Below are 25,269 nucleotides of genomic sequence, written 5' to 3' on the forward strand. Positions count from 1 at the left end.
CTCCCGCGTTGCTGAGCCGGTGCAGTGTGCGCAATATTCATCGCGCAGACCATCTGCTCCGCCGCCGCAAGTTCTGCAGGAGACCGATTACGGGCGGCCATCCCCGGTCTGCTCCTTCCGCCCGTGTCCTCATCACTTTCCAAAATGCGAGACCTTGCGATGGCATGCGAGGAGATGCGATTATCGTCATTGAGACTTCACCTCCCCGATCGCGGCACGAACAGGCCACTCGCATGGGGCAAAAGTTCAGTCGCGTGGGAATTCAGCGCGTCTTTCGATGAAGGCGTTTCGTGCAGAGCGGATGCCGAGCTCCGTTCGCGCGACCAGCGATAAAATCGCGGAACGAACAGCTTGGCTTGCTTCCAATTTGTGCCGTGACCAGGGACCGAAGTATCGCGCCAGCGCTGTATCATGCCGGTCAATGGCTCGAGTTTGTTCAGGTAGGCCAGGGTTTCTTCAGGCAGCGCGCGCCCCGTCGTCAGATGCTTCGCGTAGCGCTGGGGGCCTGCGTTGTAGGCAGCGAGAAATCCGTCCGAGCCGAACCGGTCCAGCATCTCTCGCAGGTAGGCGGCCCCCGCGAAAATGTTGTCATGGGGGTCGAAGGGGTCGATGCCTAGATTGTAGCGGGCGCTCAGGTCGACCCACGTCCCTGGCATGATTTGCATCAAGCCCAGGGCACCTCGAGATGACACGGCGTGCGCTTTGCCACTGCTTTCGACCTGGATCACGGCACAAACCAATTGCACGGGAACTGCAAACCGGCGGGACGCCTCGGCAATGAAGGCCGCATATGGGACGAATTTGCCAAGGCACGTTGAGGGCGGAGCAGGCGCCTGCAATTCGGATTGGGCTCGACAGCTCCACGGCAATTCGACAGCTGCCAAAGCTGCCAGGAATGCCACGATGATACGGAAGGACGGACGGCATGCCCGCATCGCCTCGAGCGCAGCCTGGGAGAAGTCAACGTGCGGCCTTTGCAGCTGATCATCATCGGCGCGCCCGCATCTGCTGACGAGCTTGGCCGGGAAGGAGCAAGGGGATTGCGGTCCGCGGAAGCATGATGAAGCTGCAAGTCGATGAAGCAAGGCAAGCATGGTCATTCGTCCTTTGTCCACACTGGCAAGGCCTGGCCGATGACGGCGGAGGCCGCGATCGGCCCGAAATAGCGGCCGTCAAAAGAATCGGCCGATTCCCAGTTCATCAGAAAGATCTGGTCGGCCGTCAGGACGTGGCATCCTTGCCATGCGGGCAAAGGCCGCCCACGGCCATCGCGCTCGCGGGCCTCGCCCATCTCGATGCCGTCGACGAGGATAGTGAGTTCTCGTCTGCAGACGGTGTGCCCAGGGAGCGCCAACACCCGCTTGAGCATGGGAATGCCGAGCGGCAGATAGCCGTTCAAATCAAGGAACGACGCAAGCGGCTCAGGCGGGCGAACGGCTACGAGCGAGGTGACACGGAGACGCTCTACCGGCTGCAAGCGGTAAAGACCGATCGGCACGCTATGCGAAGCGTTCCAAATATACCATGGCGCTGTGCACCGGTCGGCGGAGAGCGCAAGAGCCGTGCCACCGCACATGGCAAGAAGTGTTATGAGCCGGCCCATCAGAGTGTCGCCCTTTGGCGCCGGAGCCACGCCTGGTGACGCGCACGGGTGTAGCTTCGCGGAGTTTCATTCACGGAAAGGCGATTGTGCGCGTGGTGCCAGTAGTCGGGCGCCGCCTCGGCAGGATCGATGCCCAGTGCTTCCACCGCGCCGATCAGCTGCAGGACACGTTCGACCTTCGGCCAACCTGACAATCTCAGCAGGCTCTCGCCGCCCGGACTGATCCAAGGCACGGTCGAGTAGCGTTGCCCCGGCGCGCACGCGCGCAGAATATCGATGCGTGACAGTACAGTTCCGAAGTCATTGGAGCTCCAGCGTACGAACGCAAAAATGCTGCCAGGCGCAAATGAAAGAACACGCCGGTGATGGTCGATGATCGTTTCCGATGTAGACCGGCCGAACCGAATGCGGTTTTCGATGCGTTTCTCGAGCCACAGGAGCTCAACGGTCGTGAGATCATTCATATTGAAATTCCATATCGCAAGACGGCAGGCGCGGTGCTGAGACGATGGCGATCTGAAGTCCAGGACGAGGAGGCGTGATAGGCAAACGACAGGCGGGGCGAAGCACGACTGCTCCGCGCTCACGGCCGCGTCAGAACGCCAAGCGCGCCTTGGGAGGAGATAACGCTCCTGCAGGTCCAGGACTGCGAAGATCCATTTCCAGGAAGCAAGACGCAGCTCAGCCGCTGTCGTGCGGAGGTTGGCGCAGGCGGTAGGCTGACCGGACAGCCACGAACTCTGCCGCGACGTGGACTGGGGGTCCGTTAGAAGGAATCCGAAGGATTCCTGGTTAGGAAAGTTAGAGGAAGCGGAAGCTCGTCTGTGGCAAGGGCTTTTCCGCGATAGCGGTCCCTGATGGCACGCGTTTTCGGTCCCCGATGGCACGGTGGCGCTGGTCCCTGATAGCACGGCGGGATTCACAGGTTTTCCCCCGAGCCGGAGATAAGCCCGCGCTTGCGCAGCCGGTGGGTAAGCGGGTCGACCGGAGTGGGAGCGAAGTTCAGCCGTTCCGTCCCATTTGGGTCGTGCGAGATGACCAGTTCATATCCTGGCAATCTCTGCTGTCGAACGATCTGGCGCAGGTCGTATGCGAAGTGCTTGAGTGGCGATAGGCAGCCCGATTTGGCGTGGAGGTGCACAAGATCAAAGCTCCAGCCGCCCTTTTGGCGACCGCCGTGCTTGCGCACGAGGCGATAAAGCCAGCGCTCCAGTCCGCCAGTCAGATCGAAATATGCGCGGTCGATCGTCAGCACGAGCGCTTCGTTCAGAACACCCGTGTAGAACCAGTCTGGCAGGATCAGCTCGAGCCCGCGGGCGCGGCCGTGCATATCCGCCGTCTCTTTCCATTCGTTGATCCACGAGAACCGATGCTGCCGGCGCTCAGTCGGCTGGCGAATGGATGTCATCACAGTGGTCGATTGCAACCGGTCGAGCGCAGCCTTGAGGCGATCGTAGTCGCGCACGCTTGTGCCGCGTCCCACGAAGGTCAGGATCTCGTAAGGGGTGGCAGCCATCAACCGCGACGTCTTCAAACCCGCATCACGCGCCTGGATAATTTGCGAGGCGGCCCAGATCAGCACGTCCGCATCCCAGATGGTCGCCATGCCATGTTCCGGCACAGCTTCGACACGGATCTTGATTGTCCCGACCCCAAAATCGATGGGAACGGTCCGTTTCGACTTCGCCAGCGAAAAGAACGGATAAGCCATTAAGTCTTGCGCGTCGCGCGGCGCGAGATCACCGGGAAGAGCGCGAAACAGATCGAGCTGATCCCGTTCTGAGTTGCGCCGCGAGCGCGCAAAGGAGTTGCTGTCCGGCATGGGTCAGCGCCGCTCCTTGCCAGCGTAAGGGATGGGCGGGTGCCGCTTGGCGGGCAAGACCGTGCCAACCCCGGGATCGCTGGTCGACGTTTTGGCGCCGCGGTCCACCCATGCTTTCAGGTCTTCGAGCGCGTAGACGACGCGGCCGCCCAGCTTGCGGTAGGTCGGACCTGTGCCATAGGTGCGATGCTTTTCGAGGGTGCGGCCGGAGAGGCCAAGAAAGCGTGCCGCTTCTGGTGTGCGAAGATAGCGCTGCGGCGTGCCGGCGTTCGGGTCGGGCATCGGATCGCTCCCGTGATGTCATGGAGCGCGACGGAGTTTGATCGCGCGTCAAGGGACACCATGGAGGAGCGAACGCACGTGAGGGGATGCCGAACATTGTTAGGGCGATTTCGGCACCCCTCCTTTGCTTTCGCGCTGCGATCGGCAAAAGAGGAATGCAGGCTTGGTAGTCCAGCAATCGGCCGACGATTCTGCTGCGCAGCCAGGGACGTCTCAGTTGTTAGGCGTGGTGCGGGGGAGCTCGAAGCGCTCCGATGCGACGCAGGCGATCGGCGCGCATGAGGCGTAAGATCCAATCGCGGGCCGCCCGCCGGTGCAGTCAGCGGGAGGGCTAGAGGCGCCAAACCTGACCTGATTGCATCAGTTGTACGCTATGCAGATCTATCTCTGGCGGGATCTCGACCGAAACAATGAACGGTAGCCAGCGCGCACGATGAAGCGACCGGCTTTGACCAGGCGAATGGTACGGCTGCGCACGTCGTGGGTCTTCCAGCCGCGCTCGATGAGTCGCTTTTTGCCGAACATCACCTCCGCGATCGTTCGATAGGATGCGCCATCCTCATGCCCATCCCGCGCTCGCAGAGCCAGGCCGAGCCTTTTCCGCTGCTGGGCCGAAAGCCGGTGAAAGGCAGGTCCCGGCGGGCGGCCGTTCAACGTTCGCCATAAGCGATGCGCGGCGTGGGCGCGCGCGACGAATTCTCGTCAAGCGGCAATTCGGTGGCATATCCGGTGCCGAGGTGCGGGGCCTCACTGAGCCATAATCGATGCTGCGTGCCCTGGACCAGCAAGAGGGCATGCCAGCCGTCCGGTGCTTGCCTCATGGTGGCCGACGTGAGGTCAGCAAGCGGAAGTACTACGTCCGAACCTTGACGGCCGGACGCGCTCCGAACGACCGGCACCACCGTTGGCATCGCCTCGGGCGCCCAGAAGATGGTCTGCTCGTAGAAAGACCCTTGCGGGTCATGGGTGAAAGCAGCGCCAAATACGCGAATGCTTCCTATCCTGCGGATGGACATCCGCAAGCTTTTTGGAGCAAACACGCGTCGATTTCGGTTAGACCTGCGCCTGACCCAAGAGGCGGTGGCAGAGCGCATGGGTGTCGACCGCGCGTTCATCAATGGAGAGAGGGTTGCAAAACGTGACCCTGCTTACGATCTGGCAAGTCTCGCAGGCTCTGGAAGTTCGACCCGCCCAACTGGTCGAGGAGAAGGCGAGCAAAATTCGTGCGTGATTGTGCGCTCGACCGCATCTACTCCGGGCTGAACTCTCCAAGCGCGATTGACTCGATAGCCGGTCAATAAGGGCTGTGGGAGTGCCAAGTTGCCGTGGAAGCGATCACCAAGTGATGCTCAAGAAGATCCATGATGGTCGGAGAGAATTGACTTCTCAACTCGGATGGCCAAATCCTGCTATCTACCTGCGCCACCGCGCAACCAGATGACGGTAGCCGTGATCTGCCAGCCATCTAGCGCGCCTCAAATAGCTCTCGAATGCAGTTTGCGCCCGCATCGATTCTCGGTCCGGATCAAATGTGCAGCGCGATTCGGGCCACTTCCTTCCAGTCGGCGCCATCTGCCGCGGCGTCGAGAAGGCGCCAGTACGTCACCAGATGCTCCTCATCATAGGATGTGAGCGCTGGATCTGTGGGGGCGCAGGCGGCGACATGCGGCTCAAGGGGCGGTGTTTGCATGATAAATCTCGCAAGAATGACAATAGACGTGCGCAGGCACGGTTCCTCAGTTCAATGTGAAGAAGCAACTTGCGCCGATGGATATGCGCAAGTTGGTGGGTCGGAATTTTTTAAAACTGCGGAAGCAGAAAGGCTTCACGCAGGAGAAATTCTCAGAGGCGTCCGACTTCACGCAACAATATATCAGCGGATTGGAACAAGGTCGGCGCAATCCCACCGTGGTGACGCTGTTCGAACTCGCAACCACACTGGGTGTTAGCCACGTGAATCTTGTCTTGCCGGACCAGGAGTTCTCCAAGAGCTTCCTAAAGCACCGAAGAGGAAAAAAGATTGACCAGTAGAGCATCGTACCGCGGCGAGACGTTCCCCTGCGCCTGCAAGAAGCCTCGCACGAGCGGTTCGACGAGGTTTTTGTTCGAGCTCTGCTTGCCGGTTTTATGCGGTCGGACCTAAGGAGGGTGTAGCCTCCTGCCCTTACAATCCATCCGGCAATGCTCAAGCGTGAGTGAAGGGCTTCAAGATGATGGTCAAAACGGGACCGCGTAGACGCCGGACTTGCCATTCCGATTGTGCCTCCGCCCGATTAGACGCCCGATGCAAGGTCAGCAAAGCGTTAGCGCCGCAGCGGTGACTTATGAGGTTGAGGCGCTCGGTCCCCGGGCTCCGCAAAGCCCCTCGCTACCCCAAGAGCAAGCTGTCTACGATACCGGCATTGACCAGACCAAAATAGATATCGGTACCCACGAGAGGTGATGTGAGAACCGCTCCAATGGAACAGCAGCGTGATCATCTTGCCGCCTTAGGCTGGAAAAGAAGCCCCGCCCGATCAACTCAGGCGGGGCTTTGGACCGAGCCTCACTCCCCGTTCTTGCGCGGGCGCGACCAGAGGAGCGTGTAGCCCTCTCCGCCTTCGTCATCGAACAGGTTCGCGTAGATCGGCGCGTTGAACGACGGGTCGTCAAGCTTGAGCGAGAGGTAATCGCGGCCCTCCTCGGAGCGCTTGGACCAGGCTGCCCCGATCTCCGCCCGGCCCACATAGATGCGGTGGCTGGGAGCGTTATCGTTGGAGCGGTTGGTCTCGGCGACGATGCGGACGCCCCTGGCCTGCAAACTCAGGGTGACGATCTCGCCCTGGAAATCGTTGCCGACTTTCTTGAAAGAACCGATGTTAGCCATGTCACTTCTCCTGTTGTGTTTCGAGCCCGCGACCACCGCGGCCTCGATGGCGATCTAAAGGCCGAAGACGATCGGCGACGCACCCGCTAGCAGGCCGGAGCGCAGCGGAGGACGCCGTTGGAGCGACTTTCTTGTCTCGCGAGGAATGGGCGCAAGCCCAGGGGAAGAAAGTCGCATCAACGGCGTTGCGGCTCAGACGATCGAGGCGCAGCCGCTCTTGGGCCAGATCGAGCCATCAAGGAGGCCACGTGCGTCCGCGCGCTGAACCGCAATCCTAAGGAGATGAGTGGCAAATTTCGGTTGTTCTGAGCAAGAGGTCGGGACGGGCCGGCGCAGAAGGAGAAACAATCTGCCGCAAAGGGCGGTATCGTCTCCCGCAGGAATGATCGAGCGCGGCGCGCCCCACCCAGCTATGCGAGCCAGACAGAGATTGGTGGGCCTTGCATAAAGGCTTCGAAGGGAGACGCGGTTGCCTTTCGCTCGAGCTCGACGCCGTCTCGTTCAACCTGGTCTCTGTGCGAGCTTGCTCGACCTGATGACGACGAAGCCTCATCGCTCGAGCGTGGCGGCTGGAAGAATTGGTCGAGGTGTATTCTCCACCACCCCGGCCGAGTGAGACGGTGGGGGGCCTCGCGAAGCGGTCAAACGCGCCCATGCCGTGCCGCCGATGCAAAGCGCACCTACGCAAGCGAAGGCCTCCCGCCAGCTCGGCGAACGCACCCCGATCTGGGACAGGGCAAACACCACATGGTAGCCGGCGATTGCCGCGGGACCGCGAAGACGGTTGCGACCGGGACGCGCAAGGTCAACGACCGATTAGCCGCGAGAGTGAGCTGACCAGCGGCAAGCGTCAGCGCGCCAGAAGCAATTCCGATAAGCAGTGCGCCGAAGAGGCCCGCGCCATCGCGAAAATGCCGATATTCCGACACTGAGCGCGACGAAAAACGGCAAGGCATAGACCGCCAGCGCAAGGATCAGCCAGCAGAACAAACCGATGCCGAGCGTGTTGAGGGCAAGCCCAAGGGCGAGCATGGTGGTGGCTCCAATGCACAGAGGTATTGGTCGCGCCTCCACCACCACCGCGGCGCGGCTTCGGACCGAAAATCGGAAGTAGGCGGAGTTGCGGCGCGCAACTCCGTCTTCGTCGTCTTCCAGGCGAGTAGACGGCGCTCATGAGCCGCCGAACTTCCAAACGGGAATACCGAGCCGCTTCGCCTTGTCAGCGATATTGTCCTGAATTCCCGTGCCCGGAAAATGCATGACGCCGATCGGCAGGAGTTCGAGCATCGCGTCGTTGCGCTTGAATGGCGCCGCCTTGGCGTGTTTCGTCCAGTCCGGCTTGAAAGCGATCTGTGGGACCTTGCGATTGGTCGCCCATTTGGAGGCGATCAGTTCGGCGCCCTTGGGAGAGCCGCCATGCAGGAGGACCATGTCCGGGTGCTTGGCATGAACCTTGTCGAGGCGATCCCAGATGAGGTTGTGGTCATTGAAGTCGAGCCCGCCGGTGAGTGCGATTTTCGGCCCGGGTGGCAACAAGACCTCGGTTTCGGCGCGGCGTTTGGCGGCAATGAAGTCGCGGGAGTCGATCATCGCTGCGGTGAACGTGCGGTGGTTGACCAATGATCCCGATCGCGGGCGCCAGGATGCGCCGGTGTTGACCTCAAATTGTTCGATGGCCTGGTCACGGAAGAGTTCCAGGCAGTTGCGGCGTTCGATCAGCGTGACGCCTTCGGCGGTCAGGCGCTCGAGTTCGACCGATCGCACCTCGGACCCGTTCTGCTCGCGTTGGCTCTTGTGCTGCGCTTGTTCGTTGTTATCGAGCTGCCTTTCGACGCGCTCGACGGCACGATGGAACAGGTTGACGGTCGACCAGAGCAGATCGTCAAGGTCCGGCTCAAGCCGGGTGTCGCTCAAGGTCGCGACCAGGGCGTCGAAGATATCGGCGACGGCGCCGCCAACCATCTTGCCCTCTGGGAGCGGTCTTGGATCGGGCTGGTCGTCGAAGGGGTGATAGCCGAAGAGCTGGAGTTCGGTGATGACTTGGTCGGTCGGAGAAGAGTTGTGCAGCGGTTCGACGTCGTCATGGTCGGTCATGGGAAGAGGTCCTTTGCCGGATCGGCCGCGACTATCGCCGCCTTCGTGGCGATCCTCTGACGGCGGCCGAAGCGTGCCAGAACCCGAAAGGGCCGAAGCGGCAGCGGAGGATGGCGGAGGCCGGCTATTTTGCTTCGCGATGCAAAGCGCGCGGCGAACCCAATGATGTGTCTTCACATCACTGGCGCGCGGCGGAAAATAGCCGGCCGTAGCCATTGCCGGCGCGCTCCGCCTGCCGTCCGATCGCTCTCTAGAAGGCCGAGGTCGCGTCCTCTTCCGGTATTGGCCTCGCCTATGACTGGCCGATCGACGTCGATCAAGGACCGGAAGCTATTCCGCGGGTACAGTCGAGGGATGCAGGAAGCGAACGACGTCCTCTGGCACGAGCTGGAGCTGCAACGCTGCTTGGAGAGCATGGACACCGAAGACATGCAGATCTTCGTTGAAGTCGCCCAGCCGGGGCGACAGCGTGACCGCTTCAATGCCGGCGTCCGCTGCGCGCTGGCTGAGGGTCGCCTGCACCGCATCGCCAGCGGCATCGACATCGCGGGCGATGTAGAGCCGGCGCAGCCCGGTCGGAAGAACCATGGCGGAGAGATGATTGGCCGAGAGCGCAGCCAGCATTGGCATTATCGGCAACACGTAACGTAGCGACAGCATGGTTTCGATTCCCTCGCCGGCAGCGAGCACGTCGTCCAGCACGCCGAAGCGAACCGCGTTCCCCAGGAGATCGCCCATCGCGCGTCGCGGCGTATCGATCGGAGCTTTGCCCAGCCGAATGCGATCAAAGCCGTCAGGGTCGAGCCAGGTGCGATGCACGCCAGTGATCCTGCCTTCGAGATCCGTGACGCAGGCGATCATCGCCGGCCAGGTCTCGGCTGGCAGGTGTTCGTCGGGCCGATAATAGCAGCGCGGATGGAAACGCAGGCTGCCACCATGGTGCAGGTGGGCGATCCCGCGACGCTGCAAATATGTCTCGGCCAGCGTCCCCTCGATCGGTTGCGATCTCATAAAGAGCCGTCTTGCCGCGTCTTGCGATCCGGCCGGTCCTAACGGACGAACGGGTTTCGGGACGAGTTCCGGTTCAGTACGAGCCAGCCTCAGAAAGCGCCTCGCCTCCTCTGCGACCTCCCGGAAATCGCGCAAGCCGCAGGTTTCACGGATGACGTCGAGGAGATCGCCATGTTCCCCGGTTGCGGCGTCAGTCCATTTTCCGGCGGAGCCTTTCCGTGAGTCCTGGAGCCGCACGAACAGTGAGCGCCCTGGGGCGTTGTGGACATCGCCGACCAGCCAGTACCGCCCCTCCCTCTTTCCATTGGAGAGATAGTGTCGGCACACCGCCTCGGCCTCGCGCGCGAGGCGGCGTGCTAATTCGCAAGGCTTGCTGAACATCAGGCGGCCTCCCGCTCACTGATGCGCGTGATCGGATAGGGGTCGAGCACTTTCGACAGGACCTCCACACCGCTCGCAACCGTACGCACGAACAACCGCCCGCACGTTGAGACTCTGCAGGAGCGTACGCTGCGCGATACTTTCGGCGAGTTGCTCGATGGAAATGCCCGCCGTCACATGCCGGACGTTGGACTGGCTCAGCACCAGCTTGTTGAACGGAATATTACGCGAGGGCGACAAGGTGATCTTTTGGACAGCCTTCGTCATGCCGATTCTCCACGACGGGCGGCCGAGAGCCTCTCTCTCGACCTCCAACCCATCGCGGAAAACGACCCGCCCTCTCACTCTCGTTCCCGCGGTGACCGGGCGGAGCCTCACGCCGCTTCCTGGTCCGCTTTTTCCGCCTTCATGTCGGCAGCGGGTGCTGGCAAGAATCCAAGGAGATAGTCCGCGACCTTGCTGGCCTGTGAAGCGGCCCGCACAATTGCACGATTGTCCTCGCGCAACACATCGAGCCACGAGCCGATATAATCGGCGTGCCGCACCGTCGGTACGATACCGAGGGACGCGCAACCGAACGCAGAGGCAATTTCCGCGACCAACTCCTCAAAGGCATACTTCCTGGTACCAAAGCTGCCCGACAAGTCGCGGTTGAGACGTGACGGATGGCCGCTGGCATGCGCCAGCTCATGCAAGGCCGTTCGATGCCAGTTGATCGGCTCGAAATAGGCTTGCGGTGGCGGCACCTGCACATAATCTTCTGTCGGCGCATAAAAGGCGCGGTTGCCGCCGATGCGGAAGTCGATGCCAGTCGCCTTGATGAGCTTTTCGACCTTCGGCTCGATCAGGTCTGGCGGCGGAGGCGGCGCTGTTGTTGCGATGTCCGGAGGCAAGCCCTCGCATTGATCGATGTTGAAAAGTGTGAAGCGCTTGAGGAACGGAATGGTCTGCGCTTCCTCACCGTTCTCGCTCGCGCGGCGCTGTTCGTCGACCGGCACAAAGCGGTCGGCATAGACGACGGTCGTGCCGCGCTCGCCCTTGCGAACGTGACCACCGAGCGATAGCGCCTGGCGGAATGTGAGCCAGCTCTGACCTGTGAATGCGTGTTCAGTGGCAGCCCCCCAGAGAATTAGTATGTTAACGCCGCTGTATTGGCGGCCGGTCGCGGCGCTTTTCGGCATGGCCAAAGGCGCCGTCGCCGCCGCGGTGCCCCAGGGCTGCACCCACGGCACACGGCCGGCCTCCAGTTCGGCGATGATCTTGTTGGTGATGTCGTCATAAAGGCTCGTCCGGTCCTCACCGGTGCGCGCCCGATAATGATGTCTGGACATCGCGGATCTCCGCGACGGGCGCCGCGAGCCTCTCTCGCAGCCTGTAACCCGTCACGGCAAAACCGCGCGACACTCTTACTCTCAGCCTCTCATTCAGAATGCGACATTTGCGACCCGGTCCGCCTTCCGTCCCAAGTTTTCAGAACTAGATACTGAGATGCCTGGGGCCGCAGGCCCGACCGGGCGTGCGCCAAGAGCGCATCGCCTCGACGGGAAATGGCACCCGGAGAGCGTGAGCATAGCGACCCGAAGGGGCACGCGGGTCCGAGTGCAGCGACGAGACCGGTTCAATAGTGGCACCCGGGAACGGGGCAGTGATAGCGATCGCCGCAGGCGAGCCCCTTTCCCGAGTGCCCCCGGCGAGGAGCTCCGCGGCTCTTGCGCGAGGGATCGAAGCCGGACGGCCGAGACGCAACGCGGCTCGGTTCAACGAGAGCCCGATGCGGCGGAAGCCGCACGCGCACAAGCGGAAGAATTCCACCAGGGCTTAAGTCGGAGGACCTAGATTTCCTCGCGGCATTGGTTTGCGCCTCATAGATCCTGATCTGAAGCATGGGAAAACGCTTCTTTAGTTCTTCCACCTGCCCTGGCGCCGTCTGTGGTTGCAAATTCGGCGTTGAGCCGGCCGTCCACTTCAAGCGCGTAACCAGAGGCCGGCAATTCACCTGTCGCTGCAACCATTTCATTCCCATTTGCAGTGAGGTGATTGGGAATGATGGGTAGCGTGAGCCGCCTAAACGGCCCCAGAGCCACCTGCCCAAGTGCGGTGATCGGCCAACCCACGTTGTGGATTGGCGCCTTGCGAGGATCGCATCAAGGATGGGCATCGTCCGAACAGGCGGACGGCTTTCCACTTGCGCGGATGCATGCACGATAGAGCCACGGCTCGACGTAGCTGCCCTTCCAAAGTCCTCGGCCCGCGCGCTCAGCCTCGCGCTGAGCTTCGTGATACCTGCCCTTCGAGTATTGGGGCCAATCCAGCGCAAGACCGTTGCGTACAAGCCAACCACCGAGATCCTTGCCTGCGACCGAGCAGGTCGCGACGGTGCGGCCATACGGGTCGAGGCTGACTGGAACACAATTGACGGCACTGCGGCCAATGAAGGCGTCAAGGTCGTTCGCCGCCTGAGCACCACACCGATATTGTAAGCTGTCGTCGCCACGGCACAGCTGGCCGCTCTCCGGTGCATCGATGCCCCAGAGCCGGATGCGCACTCCATGTATTTCCAATGTGTCGCCGTCGATAACACTGGCCTGGCCGACAAAATCGTCGGCCAACGCTACGCTCGACAGAATGGCGATAATCAATGCGACAGAGGTTCGACGCATTCCAATGACCTTCTAGCTACCGCAAATCTCGCGGCTTGAATTGTGGCCAGTTCGCGAGTGGCTTCAGCGCTGGCAGGTTCGCAGGCCGCTCGGGATAGTGAAACTCCGCAAGGAGGCCGAGGACAAACCTGACCATCAGGCTGAGTGGAACTACATGTCTCCAGTTCCGCGCGAACAAGAACCGAAGCCGGTTGCACCTGCGGCTCCTGCGAGGCGATCTATTTTCGATGGCGTTGACCGCTAATCAGGCCGGGCTCATCGGTGCCGGCAAGAGGACCTCACCACCGATGTTCAAAACTTTTGGCTAAGCGAGCGATAGTAGCGGTACTGACCCGAGCCGGCTGGGTGCTCGAACTGAAAGCAGCTTGCGAAACTCTCAATCGCCTGCATCACCCCTTTCAAGGAAGGGGCAGTGAAGGCGTGGGTCTGACCAGTGGACCAGTGGGACAGGTAGTTGCTCACGATGGTCGCTACAGCGGTGCCGAGACCGGTGATCTGGGCAGGCTCCAACACCAGGCGGCGAGCAGCATCGTGGAGATCGACAGCTGCCTTGATGGCGTCGATCAAGTTCTTTGCCATATGTTTGTCGTCGTTAAAAGCAATGGCAATCGGTACGGGTACGCCGACCTTTGAGATGACTTCCTCGAGTTTGAACTCCAGATACTGCCTGATCCGCGGAGCAGCATCGTCCGTATTACCGGTGTCGAGAAAGGCGTGGGTTGCATCGCGGACTTTGTGGATCGCACCCGACTGCGGCAGGACGGCCGTCCGCGCGGTGCCCTGGATGCATTGATGCCACCACTCTCCCTCATTCGCGTTAGTGTTGAACAGCTTTTCGAGAACGGTGTCATGGCTCAGCAGAACTACCTGTGGACCGCTGGGGACGCCGGGGCGGGCAAATTGTCCTTTGATCACGTTCATCAAATGAAACTGGTGCCCGGAATCGAGGCTCGATGTTACATCATCGAGAATGAGAAACTTGGCCCCCGCCCCGTAGAGCGACGCTGCCGCCAAGTAGACGCTGATCGCAAATGCGTTGCGATAGCTCTCAGAGAGAACGGCTTGAGCTGAAATGTCTGGCAGGGTCCAGAATTGTGCGAGGGAGATAGAGAGATCCTCGCTACCGACACGCTTCTTCAGTGCTGGCACGACATCGGTGAACATGATCGCCGCGAAGATGGTCCGCGTGACCGGTTCTATGGCGATGAGCCGACGCGCGCTTGTAGCGGATTCAGAGCTGGCGAACGATGAGCTCGCGGCGTCGAGAAAGGTCTTTACCCGGGCGATACGCGCAAGCTCCGCGCCGACGGCGGAATACACCTTCATGGCGGCGCGCAAGTCCGACAGATTCGTCTGAAGACGACGTGCGGCTTCAGCCTTTTCGACAACGGCCGTGAGTTTGTCGGGCAAGCTCTTCTCCAGAGCCATCTTGCTATCCGTGAGCTCTGCGACCTTCGCGTCGGCACGATCGGTCAGCGTCTTCAGCCATTCAGTAACGGCACGTGCACGCGTGCCGTCGAGGGTTCCCTTGACGCCGATGTCCTTTGCCTCGGCAAGGTGGGCCACCTCTTCAGGTCGGCGACCTAACCGCTCCAGGTCTTCGAGTTGATTCCAGCCCCTTTCTGTCCACTCTTGAACCAGATTAGCCGAAGCCGCCTCAACCGCCTCGAAGTCGGCGAGTTTACGACGAACATGATTGAGAACCGAATTGGTGTCCAATCGGTCGCACGCCGGGCAGACGCACTTATCCGCCCAGGAGTCATCGGCAAGGATGGTTTCGCTGAGGCCGTAGAGCTGATGGAACAGATCCCCTTGGGTGACCTGCAGCGCAGTGTCGCGGGCGTCCGCTAGCTCGATCAGACGCCCAGCATCCTCTTCGCTTGGCGCGGTTTTCGCCGCGTCAATCCAACTCGTTTGATCGCGGAGGAATTTCGCGAGCTGTTCTCTTGCCTCACCACCCTCGGCGGTCTTTGCGGCATCGACGCAAGCCGACGGGTCGATCTCCTCGAACGTGCGACCCTCGCAAATCGGCCTAAGCAGCTCGACGCCATGAAGGGCGGAATGAGCCTTCGCGAGCATCGTCCTTTCGGCTTCCGCCGGATCATACTCGTCTGCGACCAGCGCCGTGTAGGCCTCCTTGATGTTGGCCCGGGCGCGCTGTGCGGTAACGGTCGCGCTGTTTTGAGTGGCCTCCTTGGCGGCCACGCCGAAGTGGTTGTTGAATGCCTTCGTGTTCGCAAGCGACGCAAGACCCTGTCGCAAGGCGGAGTAACGCTTCAGACCGAGCAGTCCGGCAAACGATCGACCGCGCTTCTGCGGTGAAAAGTCGATGAAGTCCTGAAAGGTCTTTCCGTCAAGGAGGACGAACTCGCGATTGATATCAGCGAGAATGGCGTCTCCATCTACGCCGTTGCTCGCCGAGACAGTCCGGGCGCCTGCGGCATCGCGCTGGACGGTTATGGTGACCTCCGCGCCACCGGCGGCCGGCTCCAAGGTCAGAGCGACGGTCCCGACGCCACCACTATGGAAGCGGTTAAGATAGTAGGATGGTCCCTTTTCGGCTGCCGGTAGATCCTCCAACTTCGGAATTCGACCGGTAATCGCATAAACGATGGCGTCGAAGATTGATGTCTTTCCGACCCCGTTGGGCGCGGAAATCGAGTTGACGCAATCCGGCTTGAGTTTGAGTACGAGCGGTGCGCCCTCGTTGTTGATGCCGCGAAACCCTTCGATGGAGACCCTTTGAAGATACCAACCGCTCATTGTGCGGCGCCATGGCTGGAGAAAGGTTGTTCGGGCTCGACGGGCGCGGTCGCCGCGTACAATGCGTCAAGCAGTTCGCCTTGATCGAATGGGATTTCTAGGCTGATCTTGGAGAGCGACGCAGACAAAACTCTTGCGATAGCATCATCGACTGTCTTGAGTTCGCTCGTGAATGCAGAAATATTTTGATCGACTGTTTGAGTGTCATCGATCTCAAACGCAGTTAGCCTGTCCTTAGCCATTGTAGCCCCCCGGCGTCTATCCACTTTGGATATCTACTCGATTCCGGCATTCAGCCGCGTGATAGGTCGGTTCTGAGGCGCGCTGCCGGCGCAGCGCCGCTACTCCACCCGATTATGATTGCTCGCGGTCAGTCCACCGAGCTCAGAATGCGCAGCATCTCACGGCGAAGGATGAGCGGCTGGCGCAAATTGCTCAATCGACATATCGTGCGTGACCGCCTCCGCCTACCGGATCTGTGCAGTGCAAAGCGCTCGCTATAGTTCGCAGGCGTCAACCTCCTCGTCCGAGAACTTCTCGGACTCCAGCTCCAGCCTGTTCTTCGCCCCTTCCAGCTCCCCGATTATGAGGACGTAGTCTTCGAACGTGCTCGACGGGCCGATGTGCGTCTCGATCAACTGCCGCAGCTCGCCCGCGAACTGATACTTGCTGACGGTCATTCGCTCGACCATGCTGCAATCCCCGCCGCGCTTAAGCCCATCAGAGACGCAACAATAAGCACTAGACTAAGGTAAAGCAGAAGCTGAAAGATCAAGTCACCGTCGCGGTCCAACATCATATCTCCCAGCGGCGTTGCCCCATGTTCTGGCTGTGGCACGCTGACTTTGCCAGATCTTGCGCCTTTGTTCCCCAGACATTGTACGCAACGAACAGTCTCGATCAAATGAGAGTGTTGTCTCGGCTTCACATTTGCGTCGTTTCAGCATTACATTGGAGCACTTCAGACAATCGATCAATCCAATAAGTCCCGTGATCGCGCCCAAATGCTGTTGGATCTCCGGCTTCTTCGGTGGATTTCAACGCCTCTGCTGTTGGAGACCTGCGGTCAGCACTGGTCCTGCTTCGTGATCGTGCCGGAAGCCCCGCGGCGGCAGCAAGATCAAAAATCTGATGCGGACTGACATCAGGAACTGCGAGCCATCAAGCCGGCTTGCGCCACCGACATGGTCCGTCACTCCCAAGCTTCATTGGTCAATTCCCGGGAAGTCACGGACTTCATTAACGCAAGCGTGCTTTGTACCGGAGACCGTCTTTCGGCCTTCTTTCTGAGATGATGAGAATCGCTACGGAGGAGGAGCGCGAGTCCGAACTCGAAAAGCGCGCCTTCAAGCCAGCGCATCGGCTGCATCGCTGATGCCAGCGTAGATTTCGTCGAGATCTGCCGCGGTGACGCAATAGGGCGGCATCACGTAGATGGTATTGCCGAGCGGGCGCAGCAGCAGATTTCGGTCGTTAAAGAAAGCCTGAAGCTTCGGACCGATGTCCGCCAAATAGCCGCCATCGCCCGTTTTCAAATCAAGCGCTGTGATGGTCCCGGAACGGCGAACGTTTTCAAAGCGCGCGTCGGCGCGGAATGGCTCAATTGCCCGTTCTTGCATGGCGGCGAGCGAAGCGGCGCGCTCGCGGGAGTCCCGATGCCACCAAAGATCCAAGTTCGCTTTTGCAGCGGCACAGGCTACCGGATTCGCCGTATATGAACTCGAATGATAGAACGTACGCATACGATCTTTCGAATAATGCGCGTCGAAAATGTGCGCACGGCAGAGCGTAACCGCGAGTGGGAGCGCCCCTCCCGTGAGACCTTTCGAATAGCAAGCGATATCGGGCGTGACATTGGCCTGCTCGCAAGCAAATAGCGATCCGGTGCGGCCCCAGCCGGTCATGACCTCGTCGGCAATGAACAGCACGTCCGACGCCTCACAGATCCGCTTCATCACTGTTAGCACCCAGGCTGGGTACATCAGCATCCCGCCCGCCCCCAATATCAGAGGTTCCACAATAAAGGCGGCTGGCATTTCGTTTCGGCATGCCGACTCGAGCGCAGCGAGTGTCGCCTGCTCACGACCTCTCGCGGGGAACGGGATCGAGGTAACATCGAACAGCAGCGGACCGTACGCCGCGTTGAACACGCCTCTGGCACCAACGGACATCGCCCCAACCGTATCGCCGTGGTAGGAATGTTGCATTACGACAATGCGTCTTCGCTGCTGACCGATATTATGCCAATACCCGAGTGCCATTTTCAAGGCGACTTCGACACTGGTAGAGCCACTGTCGGAGAAGAAGACATAGTCGAGACCACGGGGTGCGAGCTTCAACAGTTGCGCAGCAAGCTCCTCAGCCGCATCGTGGGTATAGCCGGCAAAGATGATCTGATTGAGCTTACCGGCTTGTTCCTGAATGGCGCTTACGATATGTGGATGGCAGTGACCGTGCGTTACCACCCACCAGGATGAGATTGCATCGATAATACGGCGTCCATCTGCTGTGTGCAGATAAGCACCATCAGCACGTACAACCGTTGTCATTTCGCCTTGAAGCGCGTGTTGCGTGAACGGATGCCAGATCGGCGACTTTGTCTTCGGCATCACGGATTGAAATCATCAGCACGGAATGAGGCTTGGAATGCGGCCTGCAGCGTGTCTGCCGTGAGGGGAGAAAGCCATGGCAATCGCCCTAGCCAGCGCACCCGCCCCATCTCGCGAATCGCAACCTGAGTCTCAGCATTTCTTTCGCCAATGAAGGCCATCCCAAGAATGCGGATCTCACGTTTTCGGAGAGCCTCTATCGACAGCAGCGAGTGATTGATGGTCCCCAGCGCTGTGCTTGCGCAAAGCACCACTGGAAGCTTCCATCGCTCGAAGACATCAATGTAGAGTGTGTCTCCGCTCAGCGGCACCATCAGGCCGCCCGCGCCCTCGATCACCAATGGCCGCTCCCCGGTATCGGGCACATCGAGCAAATCCGCCTCGATGCGAACTCCGTCAAGTTCGGCAGAATGATGGGGCGAAGCGGGGGTCTGAAGGCGGTAACGCTCCGGCAGGATGCGATCGGCTGAGAGGCCGCCAAGACAAGCGACGACCTCGGTATCGGTCTCTCCTTCGAGACCAGCCTGAATCGGCTTCCAATAGTCCGCTCCGAGGAGATTGGCGAGCCCCGCGGAAAACACCGTCTTTCCAATTCCGGTACCTGTGCCCGTCACGACGATTTTGACACTCATTGAAGCTCGCCTTTCGTCTCCTCGATCAAGGCATCGAGCATTGCACGCACGCCGTCCTCCCCCACGTTAAGCGTCAGTGAAATTCGCAACCGGGCCGTGCCCGCCGGCACGGTTGGCGGCCGGATTCCGCGGATATCGAACCCGCGCGCCTGCAATGCAGAGGCGAGCCGCATCGTGCGCGCATTGTCGCCTACGATGCATGGTACGATCTGCGAATCCGAAGGACTTTTCCAGCCGCGCTCTCTCATCTCCCGATGCGAGAACGCGACCAGCTTGGTGAGACGCTGCTGTCGCTCGGGTTCCTGCTGCAGGATCAGAATCGCCTCCCTCACGGCGACAGCCATCAGCGGCGATGGCGCGGTCGCGAAGATGAATGGACGGCAACGATTGACCATAAAGTCTCGCAGCACGCCGGACGCAGTGACGAGCGCGCCGGCCGCGCCCAGCGCCTTGCCGCAGGTATGAACGACCAGCAGATTTTCGCGTCCCTCATAGGGCGCGGTGAGTCCTCGTCCCTGCTCGCCGTAAACGCCTGTTGCGTGGGCCTCGTCTACCATCAGGAACGCATCATGCCGGTCGGCGAGCGCGACCATATCCGTGAGAGGCGCAAAGTCGCCGTCCATGCTGTAGAGACTTTCGACCACGATCCAGATCCGGCCCATTCCGCCACCGGCCCGCCAGTCACGAATCGCGCTTTCGACCGACTCCGGATCGTTATGCGAGCTTGTCCGAAAGTCGGCCCGGCCAGCTCGCGCGCCTTCATGAATACTCGCGTGCACCAGAGCATCAAGAACGAGAAAATCGCCTCGCTGCGGCAGCGTTGTCAGGACAGCGAAATTTGCGACATAACCGCCGCCAAAAAAAAGCGCTGTCTCCGCCCCAAAGAAACTTGCAGCGTCTGCTTCGAGACGTTCGTGCTCCTCGCAATTGCCGCGCAAAAGCCGCGACCCGCCGGCACCGATCGGTGTACCGGCCTCGATCGCGTCCAAGACAGCCTTTTTCATGCGCGGCGCGCTCGCCAGCGCGAGATAGTCGTTCGACGCGAAATCGATCCCCGCGCGCGGCTTGAGGCCGCGCAGCCGGTCGTCTTCTTTCAGGGCATGCAAGGCTGCGACATAATCGGCAACTTTGGTCGCATGGATTGGATTCATTCTTCACTCGGACAGTATGATTGGTGTCTCAAGGGTTCTGATGGCAGGGAAGAACTTCGGGCCCGCGGCTTCAGCCTGGCAAGATGCGATTGTCTCGGTCGACCAGCACAACGTGCGGCTTGAACGTTTTTGCGTCGGCTTCGTCAAAGGAGGCATATGCAACGATAATAACTTTGTCTCCGGTCTTGGCGAGACGGGCAGCCGCACCATTCAGACCTATGATACCTGACCCTGTAGGCGCTTCGATCACATAGGTGGCAAACCGCGCTCCAGTGTCGATGTTGTAGATTTCAACGCGTTCGTTGATCAAGAATCCCGCAGCATTCAGCAGCGCACGGTCAATCGAAATCGAACCTTCATAGTGCAGGTCGGCTTCGGTGACCGAGGCGCGATGGATTTTGCCTTTCATCAACGTAATCTGCATTTCTCGCCCAAGCTGGATTTGTGCGCGGCGCGCTGCTCTGATTGATTCAGGCCAGGCTGGACGCGATGCCGAGCCGGTCCAGCAAGTTCGTGTCGCGATCGCGCTGCGGGTTCTTCGTGGTCAAGAGCGTGTCGCCGATGAAGATTGAATTTGCGCCGGCAAAAAAGCACAGCGCCTGCAGTTCATCGGTCATATACTGCCGTCCAGCGGACAACCGGACGACGCTCTTCGGCATCATGATCCGAGCGGTCGCCACCAGGCGGACCAGCGCAAAGGGTTCGGGACGCTCCGCGGTGTCGTTCACGGGCACGCCCTCGACCTCGTTCCACATGTTGATTGGAACACTCTCTGGATGGCTGGGGAGATTGGCGAGCAGCACGAGCATGCCAAGGCGGTCCTCGACGCGCTCGCCCATGCCGACAATGCCGCCGCTGCACACCTTGATACCGGCCTCTCGAACATGTGCGAGTGTGTCGATGCGATCCTGCAAAGTACGGGTGCTGATGATCTTGCCGTAGAACTCCGGCGAGGTGTCGACGTTGTGATTGTAGAAGTCGAGTCCAGACTCAAAGAGCTGTATGGCCTGGTTCGGGGTCAGCATGCCGAGCGTGACGCAGGTTTCCATTCCAAGACCTTTGACCGCGCTAACCATATCGCAGACCTGATCGAGATCGCGGTCTTTTGGACTGCGCCAGGCCGCGGCCATGCAGAAGCGGCTCGCGCCGGAATCTTTGGCGCGCTGTGCGCTGGCGACCACATCGGCGCAATCCATCAGGCGGGTCGCTTTCAGACCGGTCTGGTAATGCGCGCTCTGGGAGCAGTAGCCGCAATCTTCCGGACAGCCGCCCGTCTTGATGCTGAGCAGGCTTGCGGTTTGGACGTGGTTTGGATCGAAGTTGTCGCGGTGAACGCTTTGCGCCCGAAACATCAGGTCGGCAAACGGCAGGCTGTAGAGCGCTTGGGCCTCGGCGCGCTCCCAGTTACTGCGGAGCTGTGCGCCGATTCTACTGTCGTTCCGTTCTACTCTCCCAGAGGCAATCATTAAGACTTGCGTTCCCATCAATGATTGATCATAGATAACACTGGCGATTATCTATGATCGTTGACCTTCGCTTGATGCTAATCCACACCGCCTGCGAACGCACCCGTTTTTTCGATAGATAATCTATGATGACCGACAGCGAGAGTACGACCGTTGCCTGGCGCATTGCCGAGTCAATCGGAGAGCGCATCATCAGCGGCGCCATCCAGCCAGATGCCCCGCTGCGGCAGGATCATGTCGCGCGGGAGTTCAACTCGAGCCACGTCCCGGTACGCGAGGCTTTTCGGCAATTGGAGGCGCAACATCTTGTCGTCGCTGTGCCCCGTCGCGGCGTTCGGGTTGCCCCGCTTGATACCAATTCAGTGAAAGAGATCGCCGAGATGCGTGCCGCGCTCGAAGTGGTCGCATTGCGCAATGCGGCGCCAAAGTTCACGTCCACCCATTTGGCACGAATTGAGCTTGCCCTGATTGAAGGAGACAATGCCCAGACGATTCAGGATTTTGAGATGGCCAACCGCGCCTTTCACCAGGCGCTGGTGGCGCCGTGCGCGATGCCGCGCCTGCTCGCCAGTCTCGACGGACTACAGCTTGCAAATTCGCGATTGGTGTTCGCGATGGCGCGCAATGCTGGGGGGCGACCGCGATCCAATCAGGATCACCGCCTGATTCTGCAGGCACTGCGAGCGCGCAACGTCGATCAAGCCTGCAACCTGCTCGCACGCCACATTCAGACGATTGAGCGCCTTGCCCTTCCCGTGTCCTGACCAGAATGAGATTGGCGGGCTCCGCTTCAGGCCGCAGGCCATCGCAAGAGTGTCAAACCCTGTCTGTTTGCCGCGCGAGGCGGCATGTGGCACTAGCGTTGCAGCAGGCTCGATTCCAAGATAGCTATGCGATCTGCTCGCGATTTTAACCTATGGCCATCCATGATCCGTCACATCGTCTTGTTTACCGCCAAAGATAAGGCCCATATCGACCAAATGATCGAAGGCCTCTCGCTTCTCACCAGGATCTCGCATGCCCGGCGGCTCGAGATTGCTCGCAATCGCAAGGCCGACCAGTTCGGCAACGATATCGACGTCGTAGTCTATGGTGAGTTCGACAACGAGACGGAACTCGCAGCCTACAAAGCGCATGAGCTCTACCAGGAATCGATCAGGCGAGCACGACCACTGCGCGAGCTGCGCCTCGCGGCCGACTATGACTTATCAACAGATGCGCGTTTCGTCTCAGCGGCAGGCGTAGTCCAACTTAGTCCGCGCATCGCATCCACCGACGGGGCTTAGCCTGACACTCAATCTCGAGAGCTTGCGGCGCTCCGACCAGCGTCGCTCTCGTTGTGGTCGGGATCATATTCGAAGCGTGTCTCACAGCACGCCAGTCGCCGGTGACTCATAGCCGATGCACGTCCGTGAACTACAGTGGATTGAGCCTATCACAGCGGTGCAATGTCTCGCGCATCGACCGCACCTCTCGTTTCTCGATAGCGCAGCAACGCATGAGTTGCTCGGGCGTTACTCATATGTGACCTGCGATCCATTCAGCACCTACATAGTCGCGGGGGGACGGGCGAGTTGCAACGGCGAAGATATCGATGGCGATCCATGGGGAGTTCTTCGCACTCTTCTCGCCAACTATCCGCAAGAGCATCGTCCCGATCTCCCGCCATTTCAGGCAGGCGCGGCTGGCTTCTTCGCTTACGATTTGAACAGGACGCTGGAGCGATTGCCGGCGCCGGCAATTCCCGGTCAGCGTTTACCCCATTCCATTCTGCATCTTTACGACGTGGTCGTCAGCTACGACCACCGGAACAACAGATGCTGGATCGTCTCGACCGGATGGCCGGAGCAGGATCCCGCACGTCGCGGCGAGCGCGCACGTCGTCGAGCCGATGAGTTCGCAGCCCTGCTTGCCAACCCAAAGTCGCCGCGGATCGTGCTCCCCGGCACAGCGGGCGCATGGAATTCAAACTTCAGCCGAGAAGCATACATTACGGCGGTACAGCGCGTCATCGACTTGATTCTGGCCGGAGACCTCTTCCAAGCCAACATTGCGCAGCGCTTCACGGCCAGGCTGTCGACTATATTCGATCCGCTCACCTTCTATCGTCAACTGCGGTCATTGAACCCGGCACCCTTTGGGGCCCTCCTACGGTACGGAAAGCTGACCATCGCATCGAGCTCACCTGAGCGATTCCTGAAGCTCGACGGAACAAAGGTCGAAACACGGCCGATCAAAGGCACGATCGCGCGTTCGGCTGATTTCAACGAAGACCAGCGCCGCGCTAACGTGCTCGTTGCGTCCGAAAAGGATCGTGCCGAGAACATTATGATCGTCGACCTCCTGCGCAACGATCTATCACGTGTTTGCACTCCACATTCAGTCGACGTTCCAGCCCTGTGCGATCTCGAGTCCTATGCCTCAGTGCATCACCTCGTCTCCGTCGTTACGGGTACACTCGCGGGAGACGAAGATGCGGTTACGCTACTGCGAGCTTGCTTTCCTGGTGGCTCCATTACGGGGGCGCCCAAGGTGCGAGCGATGCAGATAATTACGGAAATCGAGCGTGTGGCGCGAGAGGTCTATTGCGGGGCGATCGGTTTCATCGGCTTCAACGGGGAGATGGACACGAACATCGCGATCCGCACTATAACGATCGACGATGATATGGCTGTGTTTCATGCAGGTAGCGGTATAACGGCGATGTCGGACCCGGCGGCAGAATACGAGGAGACGCTTGCCAAGGCGCAGCGAATCTTTGACGCATTTCGTGCTGAAACATCCGGTGCGCTTTGATTGTCATCATCGACAACTACGACTCCTTCGTCTTCAACATTGCCCGCTATTTCCATAAGCTTGGTGAAGCAACGGAAGTATTCCGGAACGACGCGATGAGCGTGAGCGACCTTGTTGACCTCAAGCCGCGCGCAGTGGTCATCTCCCCCGGTCCGTGCACTCCAATTGAGGCCGGAGTATCTACGGCCGTCGTCCGCGAACTTTCGGGTCGCGTTCCAATTCTCGGCATCTGCCTCGGACACCAGTGTATTGGGAGCGTATTCGGCGGACGGGTGGCGCGTGCACGTCGCCCTATGCACGGTCGGTCCTCGTATGTAACGCATGACGGCCGAGGGCTATTCAGGGAGCTACCGTCGCCACTTTGCGTTGGTCGCTACCATTCTCTTGTTGTTGAGCTCGATGAGTCATGCGCACCGAATCTTACGGTGAGAGCGCGTTCCGACGAGGGCGAGATCATGGCCCTCGCACATCGCTATCAACCAACTTTTGGTGTGCAGTTCCACCCGGAATCGATACTTACCCAAGACGGGCACGTGGTGCTTAAAAACTTCTTGCGACTCGCAGAGACTTATCGCTCGCAGCAGGATAAGACAGCAACGTGAGGTACGTGGGTTGGAGTGGGGCTGCTATCTCGCGAAGCCAACTATTACCCGGCGGCCAGTGCGAGGGCGCTCCGCAGCCCGGAAGGTGGGTGCCGCGCTGCGGAGAACAGCGCGCTACTACGTTCGTTTCCGCCGGCCGGCGGGGGGCGCTCAGCGACTCATGGGGCTGGGCTTCGTGCCTCTGCGCTATTTACAACGTTGCGTAGAACAATTTCAGACAGCTGCACAACCAACTGTTTAAGACGCGTAATCTCTTGCTTGCAGCGTTCAAGCTCGCACTGTTCGTCGGTCATGAGCGACATTTCGCGGCGATCTCTATTTGCGGTAACATGATTCATCTAGATGCACCGGAGTTGACGCTGGTAGTCGAGCATGCCCCAAGAGATCGTATGCATTTTCGCAATGAGTGGCGAGCTCACGCCTAAATCCTGCGTTTGACTGCTATCTTCAGGGATTTCATCGCCTCCATCAGAAGCGGCGGGAGACCGATCGATCTGCAACCAACTTGTTCGGTAGTCGCGGTCTGACCGT

General features: G+C 60.0%; 26 protein-coding genes and 1 pseudogene. 5 read left to right on the top strand and 22 right to left on the bottom strand.

Annotated elements, in window-relative coordinates; genetic code table 11:
• Positions 1–197: 197 nt before the first annotated feature.
• From IVA75_RS06705 to IVA75_RS40325, 8 genes are all read right to left on the bottom strand, one after another.
• On the bottom strand, positions 198–1,100 hold the full coding sequence (locus IVA75_RS06705; protein WP_247282171.1) for a lytic transglycosylase domain-containing protein: 903 nt from the start codon (positions 1,098–1,100) through the stop codon (positions 198–200).
• Positions 1,097–1,603 (bottom strand): S26 family signal peptidase, encoded by a 507-nt coding sequence (locus tag IVA75_RS06710; protein ID WP_247282172.1) that lies wholly within the window; start codon positions 1,601–1,603, stop codon positions 1,097–1,099. The genes IVA75_RS06705 and IVA75_RS06710 overlap by 4 nt, the downstream gene beginning before the upstream one ends.
• Positions 1,603–2,067: a DUF2840 domain-containing protein gene (locus IVA75_RS06715; protein ID WP_247282173.1), complete on the bottom strand. Its 465-nt coding sequence runs from the start codon at positions 2,065–2,067 to the stop codon at positions 1,603–1,605. Before IVA75_RS06715 ends, IVA75_RS06710 begins: the two co-directional genes overlap by 1 nt.
• A 455-nt stretch (positions 2,068–2,522) precedes the next feature.
• Positions 2,523–3,425 (bottom strand): replication initiator protein A, encoded by a 903-nt coding sequence (locus IVA75_RS06720; protein WP_247282174.1) that lies wholly within the window; start codon positions 3,423–3,425, stop codon positions 2,523–2,525.
• A gap of 3 nt (positions 3,426–3,428) precedes the next feature.
• On the bottom strand, positions 3,429–3,707 hold the full coding sequence (locus IVA75_RS06725) for a helix-turn-helix domain-containing protein (protein ID WP_247282175.1): 279 nt from the start codon (positions 3,705–3,707) through the stop codon (positions 3,429–3,431).
• 381 nt (positions 3,708–4,088) lie between these two features.
• Positions 4,089–4,361, bottom strand: a complete 273-nt coding sequence (locus IVA75_RS06730) for a DUF2285 domain-containing protein (protein WP_247282176.1) — start codon at positions 4,359–4,361, stop codon at positions 4,089–4,091.
• A complete protein-coding gene (locus tag IVA75_RS06735) occupies positions 4,358–4,723 on the bottom strand; it encodes a hypothetical protein (protein WP_247282177.1) in 366 nt (121 codons plus the stop codon). The genes IVA75_RS06730 and IVA75_RS06735 overlap by 4 nt, the downstream gene beginning before the upstream one ends.
• 509 nt (positions 4,724–5,232) lie before the next feature.
• Entirely contained in the window at positions 5,233–5,397 is a 165-nt protein-coding gene (locus tag IVA75_RS40325) for a hypothetical protein (RefSeq protein WP_346015294.1), read from the bottom strand.
• Between the two features lie 77 nt (positions 5,398–5,474).
• Between IVA75_RS40325 and IVA75_RS06745 the strand changes: the two genes are divergently transcribed.
• On the top strand, positions 5,475–5,738 hold the full coding sequence (locus tag IVA75_RS06745; protein WP_247282301.1) for a helix-turn-helix transcriptional regulator: 264 nt from the start codon (positions 5,475–5,477) through the stop codon (positions 5,736–5,738).
• 514 nt (positions 5,739–6,252) lie between these two features.
• On the opposite strand, the gene IVA75_RS06750 is transcribed toward IVA75_RS06745, so the two are convergent.
• From IVA75_RS06750 to bioB, 14 genes and pseudogenes are all read right to left on the bottom strand, one after another.
• Entirely contained in the window at positions 6,253–6,573 is a 321-nt protein-coding gene (locus IVA75_RS06750; RefSeq protein WP_018458991.1) for a DUF736 domain-containing protein, read from the bottom strand.
• Between the two features lie 1,170 nt (positions 6,574–7,743).
• Positions 7,744–8,667, bottom strand: a complete 924-nt coding sequence (locus IVA75_RS06760) for a DUF2493 domain-containing protein (RefSeq protein ID WP_247282302.1) — start codon at positions 8,665–8,667, stop codon at positions 7,744–7,746.
• A 330-nt stretch (positions 8,668–8,997) separates the two neighbouring features.
• Positions 8,998–10,059: a toprim domain-containing protein gene (locus IVA75_RS06765; RefSeq protein ID WP_247282178.1), complete on the bottom strand. Its 1,062-nt coding sequence runs from the start codon at positions 10,057–10,059 to the stop codon at positions 8,998–9,000.
• A 90-nt stretch (positions 10,060–10,149) separates the two neighbouring features.
• Positions 10,150–10,326: pseudogene (locus IVA75_RS06770) on the bottom strand (DNA-binding protein); the annotation flags it as partial.
• Between the two features lie 107 nt (positions 10,327–10,433).
• Entirely contained in the window at positions 10,434–11,390 is a 957-nt protein-coding gene (locus tag IVA75_RS06775; RefSeq protein ID WP_247282179.1) for a zincin-like metallopeptidase domain-containing protein, read from the bottom strand.
• 813 nt (positions 11,391–12,203) lie between these two features.
• The gene (locus IVA75_RS06780; protein ID WP_247282180.1) at positions 12,204–12,719 is read right to left on the bottom strand and encodes a thermonuclease family protein; all 516 of its coding nucleotides are present in this window, start codon (positions 12,717–12,719) and stop codon (positions 12,204–12,206) included.
• 291 nt (positions 12,720–13,010) lie between these two features.
• Complete coding sequence (locus IVA75_RS06785; RefSeq protein WP_247282181.1) at positions 13,011–15,482, bottom strand: AAA family ATPase; 2,472 nt, start codon at positions 15,480–15,482, stop codon at positions 13,011–13,013.
• Positions 15,479–15,724 (bottom strand): hypothetical protein, encoded by a 246-nt coding sequence (locus IVA75_RS06790; RefSeq protein ID WP_247282182.1) that lies wholly within the window; start codon positions 15,722–15,724, stop codon positions 15,479–15,481. Before IVA75_RS06790 ends, IVA75_RS06785 begins: the two co-directional genes overlap by 4 nt.
• Before the next feature lie 255 nt (positions 15,725–15,979).
• Positions 15,980–16,174 carry a hypothetical protein gene (locus IVA75_RS06795; RefSeq protein ID WP_247282183.1) on the bottom strand — a complete coding sequence of 65 codons (195 nt, stop codon included), beginning with the start codon at positions 16,172–16,174 and terminating at the stop codon, positions 15,980–15,982.
• 654 nt (positions 16,175–16,828) lie between these two features.
• The gene (locus IVA75_RS06800) at positions 16,829–18,091 is read right to left on the bottom strand and encodes an adenosylmethionine--8-amino-7-oxononanoate transaminase (RefSeq protein WP_247282184.1); all 1,263 of its coding nucleotides are present in this window, start codon (positions 18,089–18,091) and stop codon (positions 16,829–16,831) included.
• Positions 18,091–18,723, bottom strand: a complete 633-nt coding sequence (gene bioD / locus IVA75_RS06805; protein ID WP_247282185.1) for a dethiobiotin synthase — start codon at positions 18,721–18,723, stop codon at positions 18,091–18,093. The genes IVA75_RS06800 and bioD overlap by 1 nt, the downstream gene beginning before the upstream one ends.
• The gene (locus tag IVA75_RS06810; protein ID WP_247282186.1) at positions 18,720–19,874 is read right to left on the bottom strand and encodes an 8-amino-7-oxononanoate synthase; all 1,155 of its coding nucleotides are present in this window, start codon (positions 19,872–19,874) and stop codon (positions 18,720–18,722) included. The genes bioD and IVA75_RS06810 overlap by 4 nt, the downstream gene beginning before the upstream one ends.
• A gap of 70 nt (positions 19,875–19,944) precedes the next feature.
• A complete protein-coding gene (gene panD / locus IVA75_RS06815) occupies positions 19,945–20,298 on the bottom strand; it encodes an aspartate 1-decarboxylase (protein ID WP_247282187.1) in 354 nt (117 codons plus the stop codon).
• Between the two features lie 46 nt (positions 20,299–20,344).
• Positions 20,345–21,340 carry a biotin synthase BioB gene (gene bioB, locus IVA75_RS06820; protein ID WP_247282303.1) on the bottom strand — a complete coding sequence of 332 codons (996 nt, stop codon included), beginning with the start codon at positions 21,338–21,340 and terminating at the stop codon, positions 20,345–20,347.
• A 125-nt stretch (positions 21,341–21,465) separates the two neighbouring features.
• Here bioB and IVA75_RS06825 point away from each other — a divergent pair, with 125 nt between their 5' ends.
• The 4 genes from IVA75_RS06825 to IVA75_RS06840 all read left to right on the top strand — a co-directional run bounded on the left by IVA75_RS06825 (position 21,466) and on the right by IVA75_RS06840 (position 24,738).
• On the top strand, positions 21,466–22,104 hold the full coding sequence (locus IVA75_RS06825; protein ID WP_247282188.1) for a GntR family transcriptional regulator: 639 nt from the start codon (positions 21,466–21,468) through the stop codon (positions 22,102–22,104).
• A gap of 162 nt (positions 22,105–22,266) precedes the next feature.
• Positions 22,267–22,626: a Dabb family protein gene (locus tag IVA75_RS06830; protein WP_247282189.1), complete on the top strand. Its 360-nt coding sequence runs from the start codon at positions 22,267–22,269 to the stop codon at positions 22,624–22,626.
• A 115-nt stretch (positions 22,627–22,741) separates the two neighbouring features.
• On the top strand, positions 22,742–24,136 hold the full coding sequence (gene pabB, locus IVA75_RS06835; RefSeq protein WP_247282190.1) for an aminodeoxychorismate synthase component I: 1,395 nt from the start codon (positions 22,742–22,744) through the stop codon (positions 24,134–24,136).
• Positions 24,133–24,738, top strand: a complete 606-nt coding sequence (locus IVA75_RS06840; protein ID WP_247282191.1) for an aminodeoxychorismate/anthranilate synthase component II — start codon at positions 24,133–24,135, stop codon at positions 24,736–24,738. Before pabB ends, IVA75_RS06840 begins: the two co-directional genes overlap by 4 nt.
• Positions 24,739–25,269 lie beyond the last annotated feature (531 nt).

Source organism: Bradyrhizobium sp. 134, from assembly GCF_023074155.1.
Classification (GTDB): domain Bacteria; phylum Pseudomonadota; class Alphaproteobacteria; order Rhizobiales; family Xanthobacteraceae; genus Bradyrhizobium.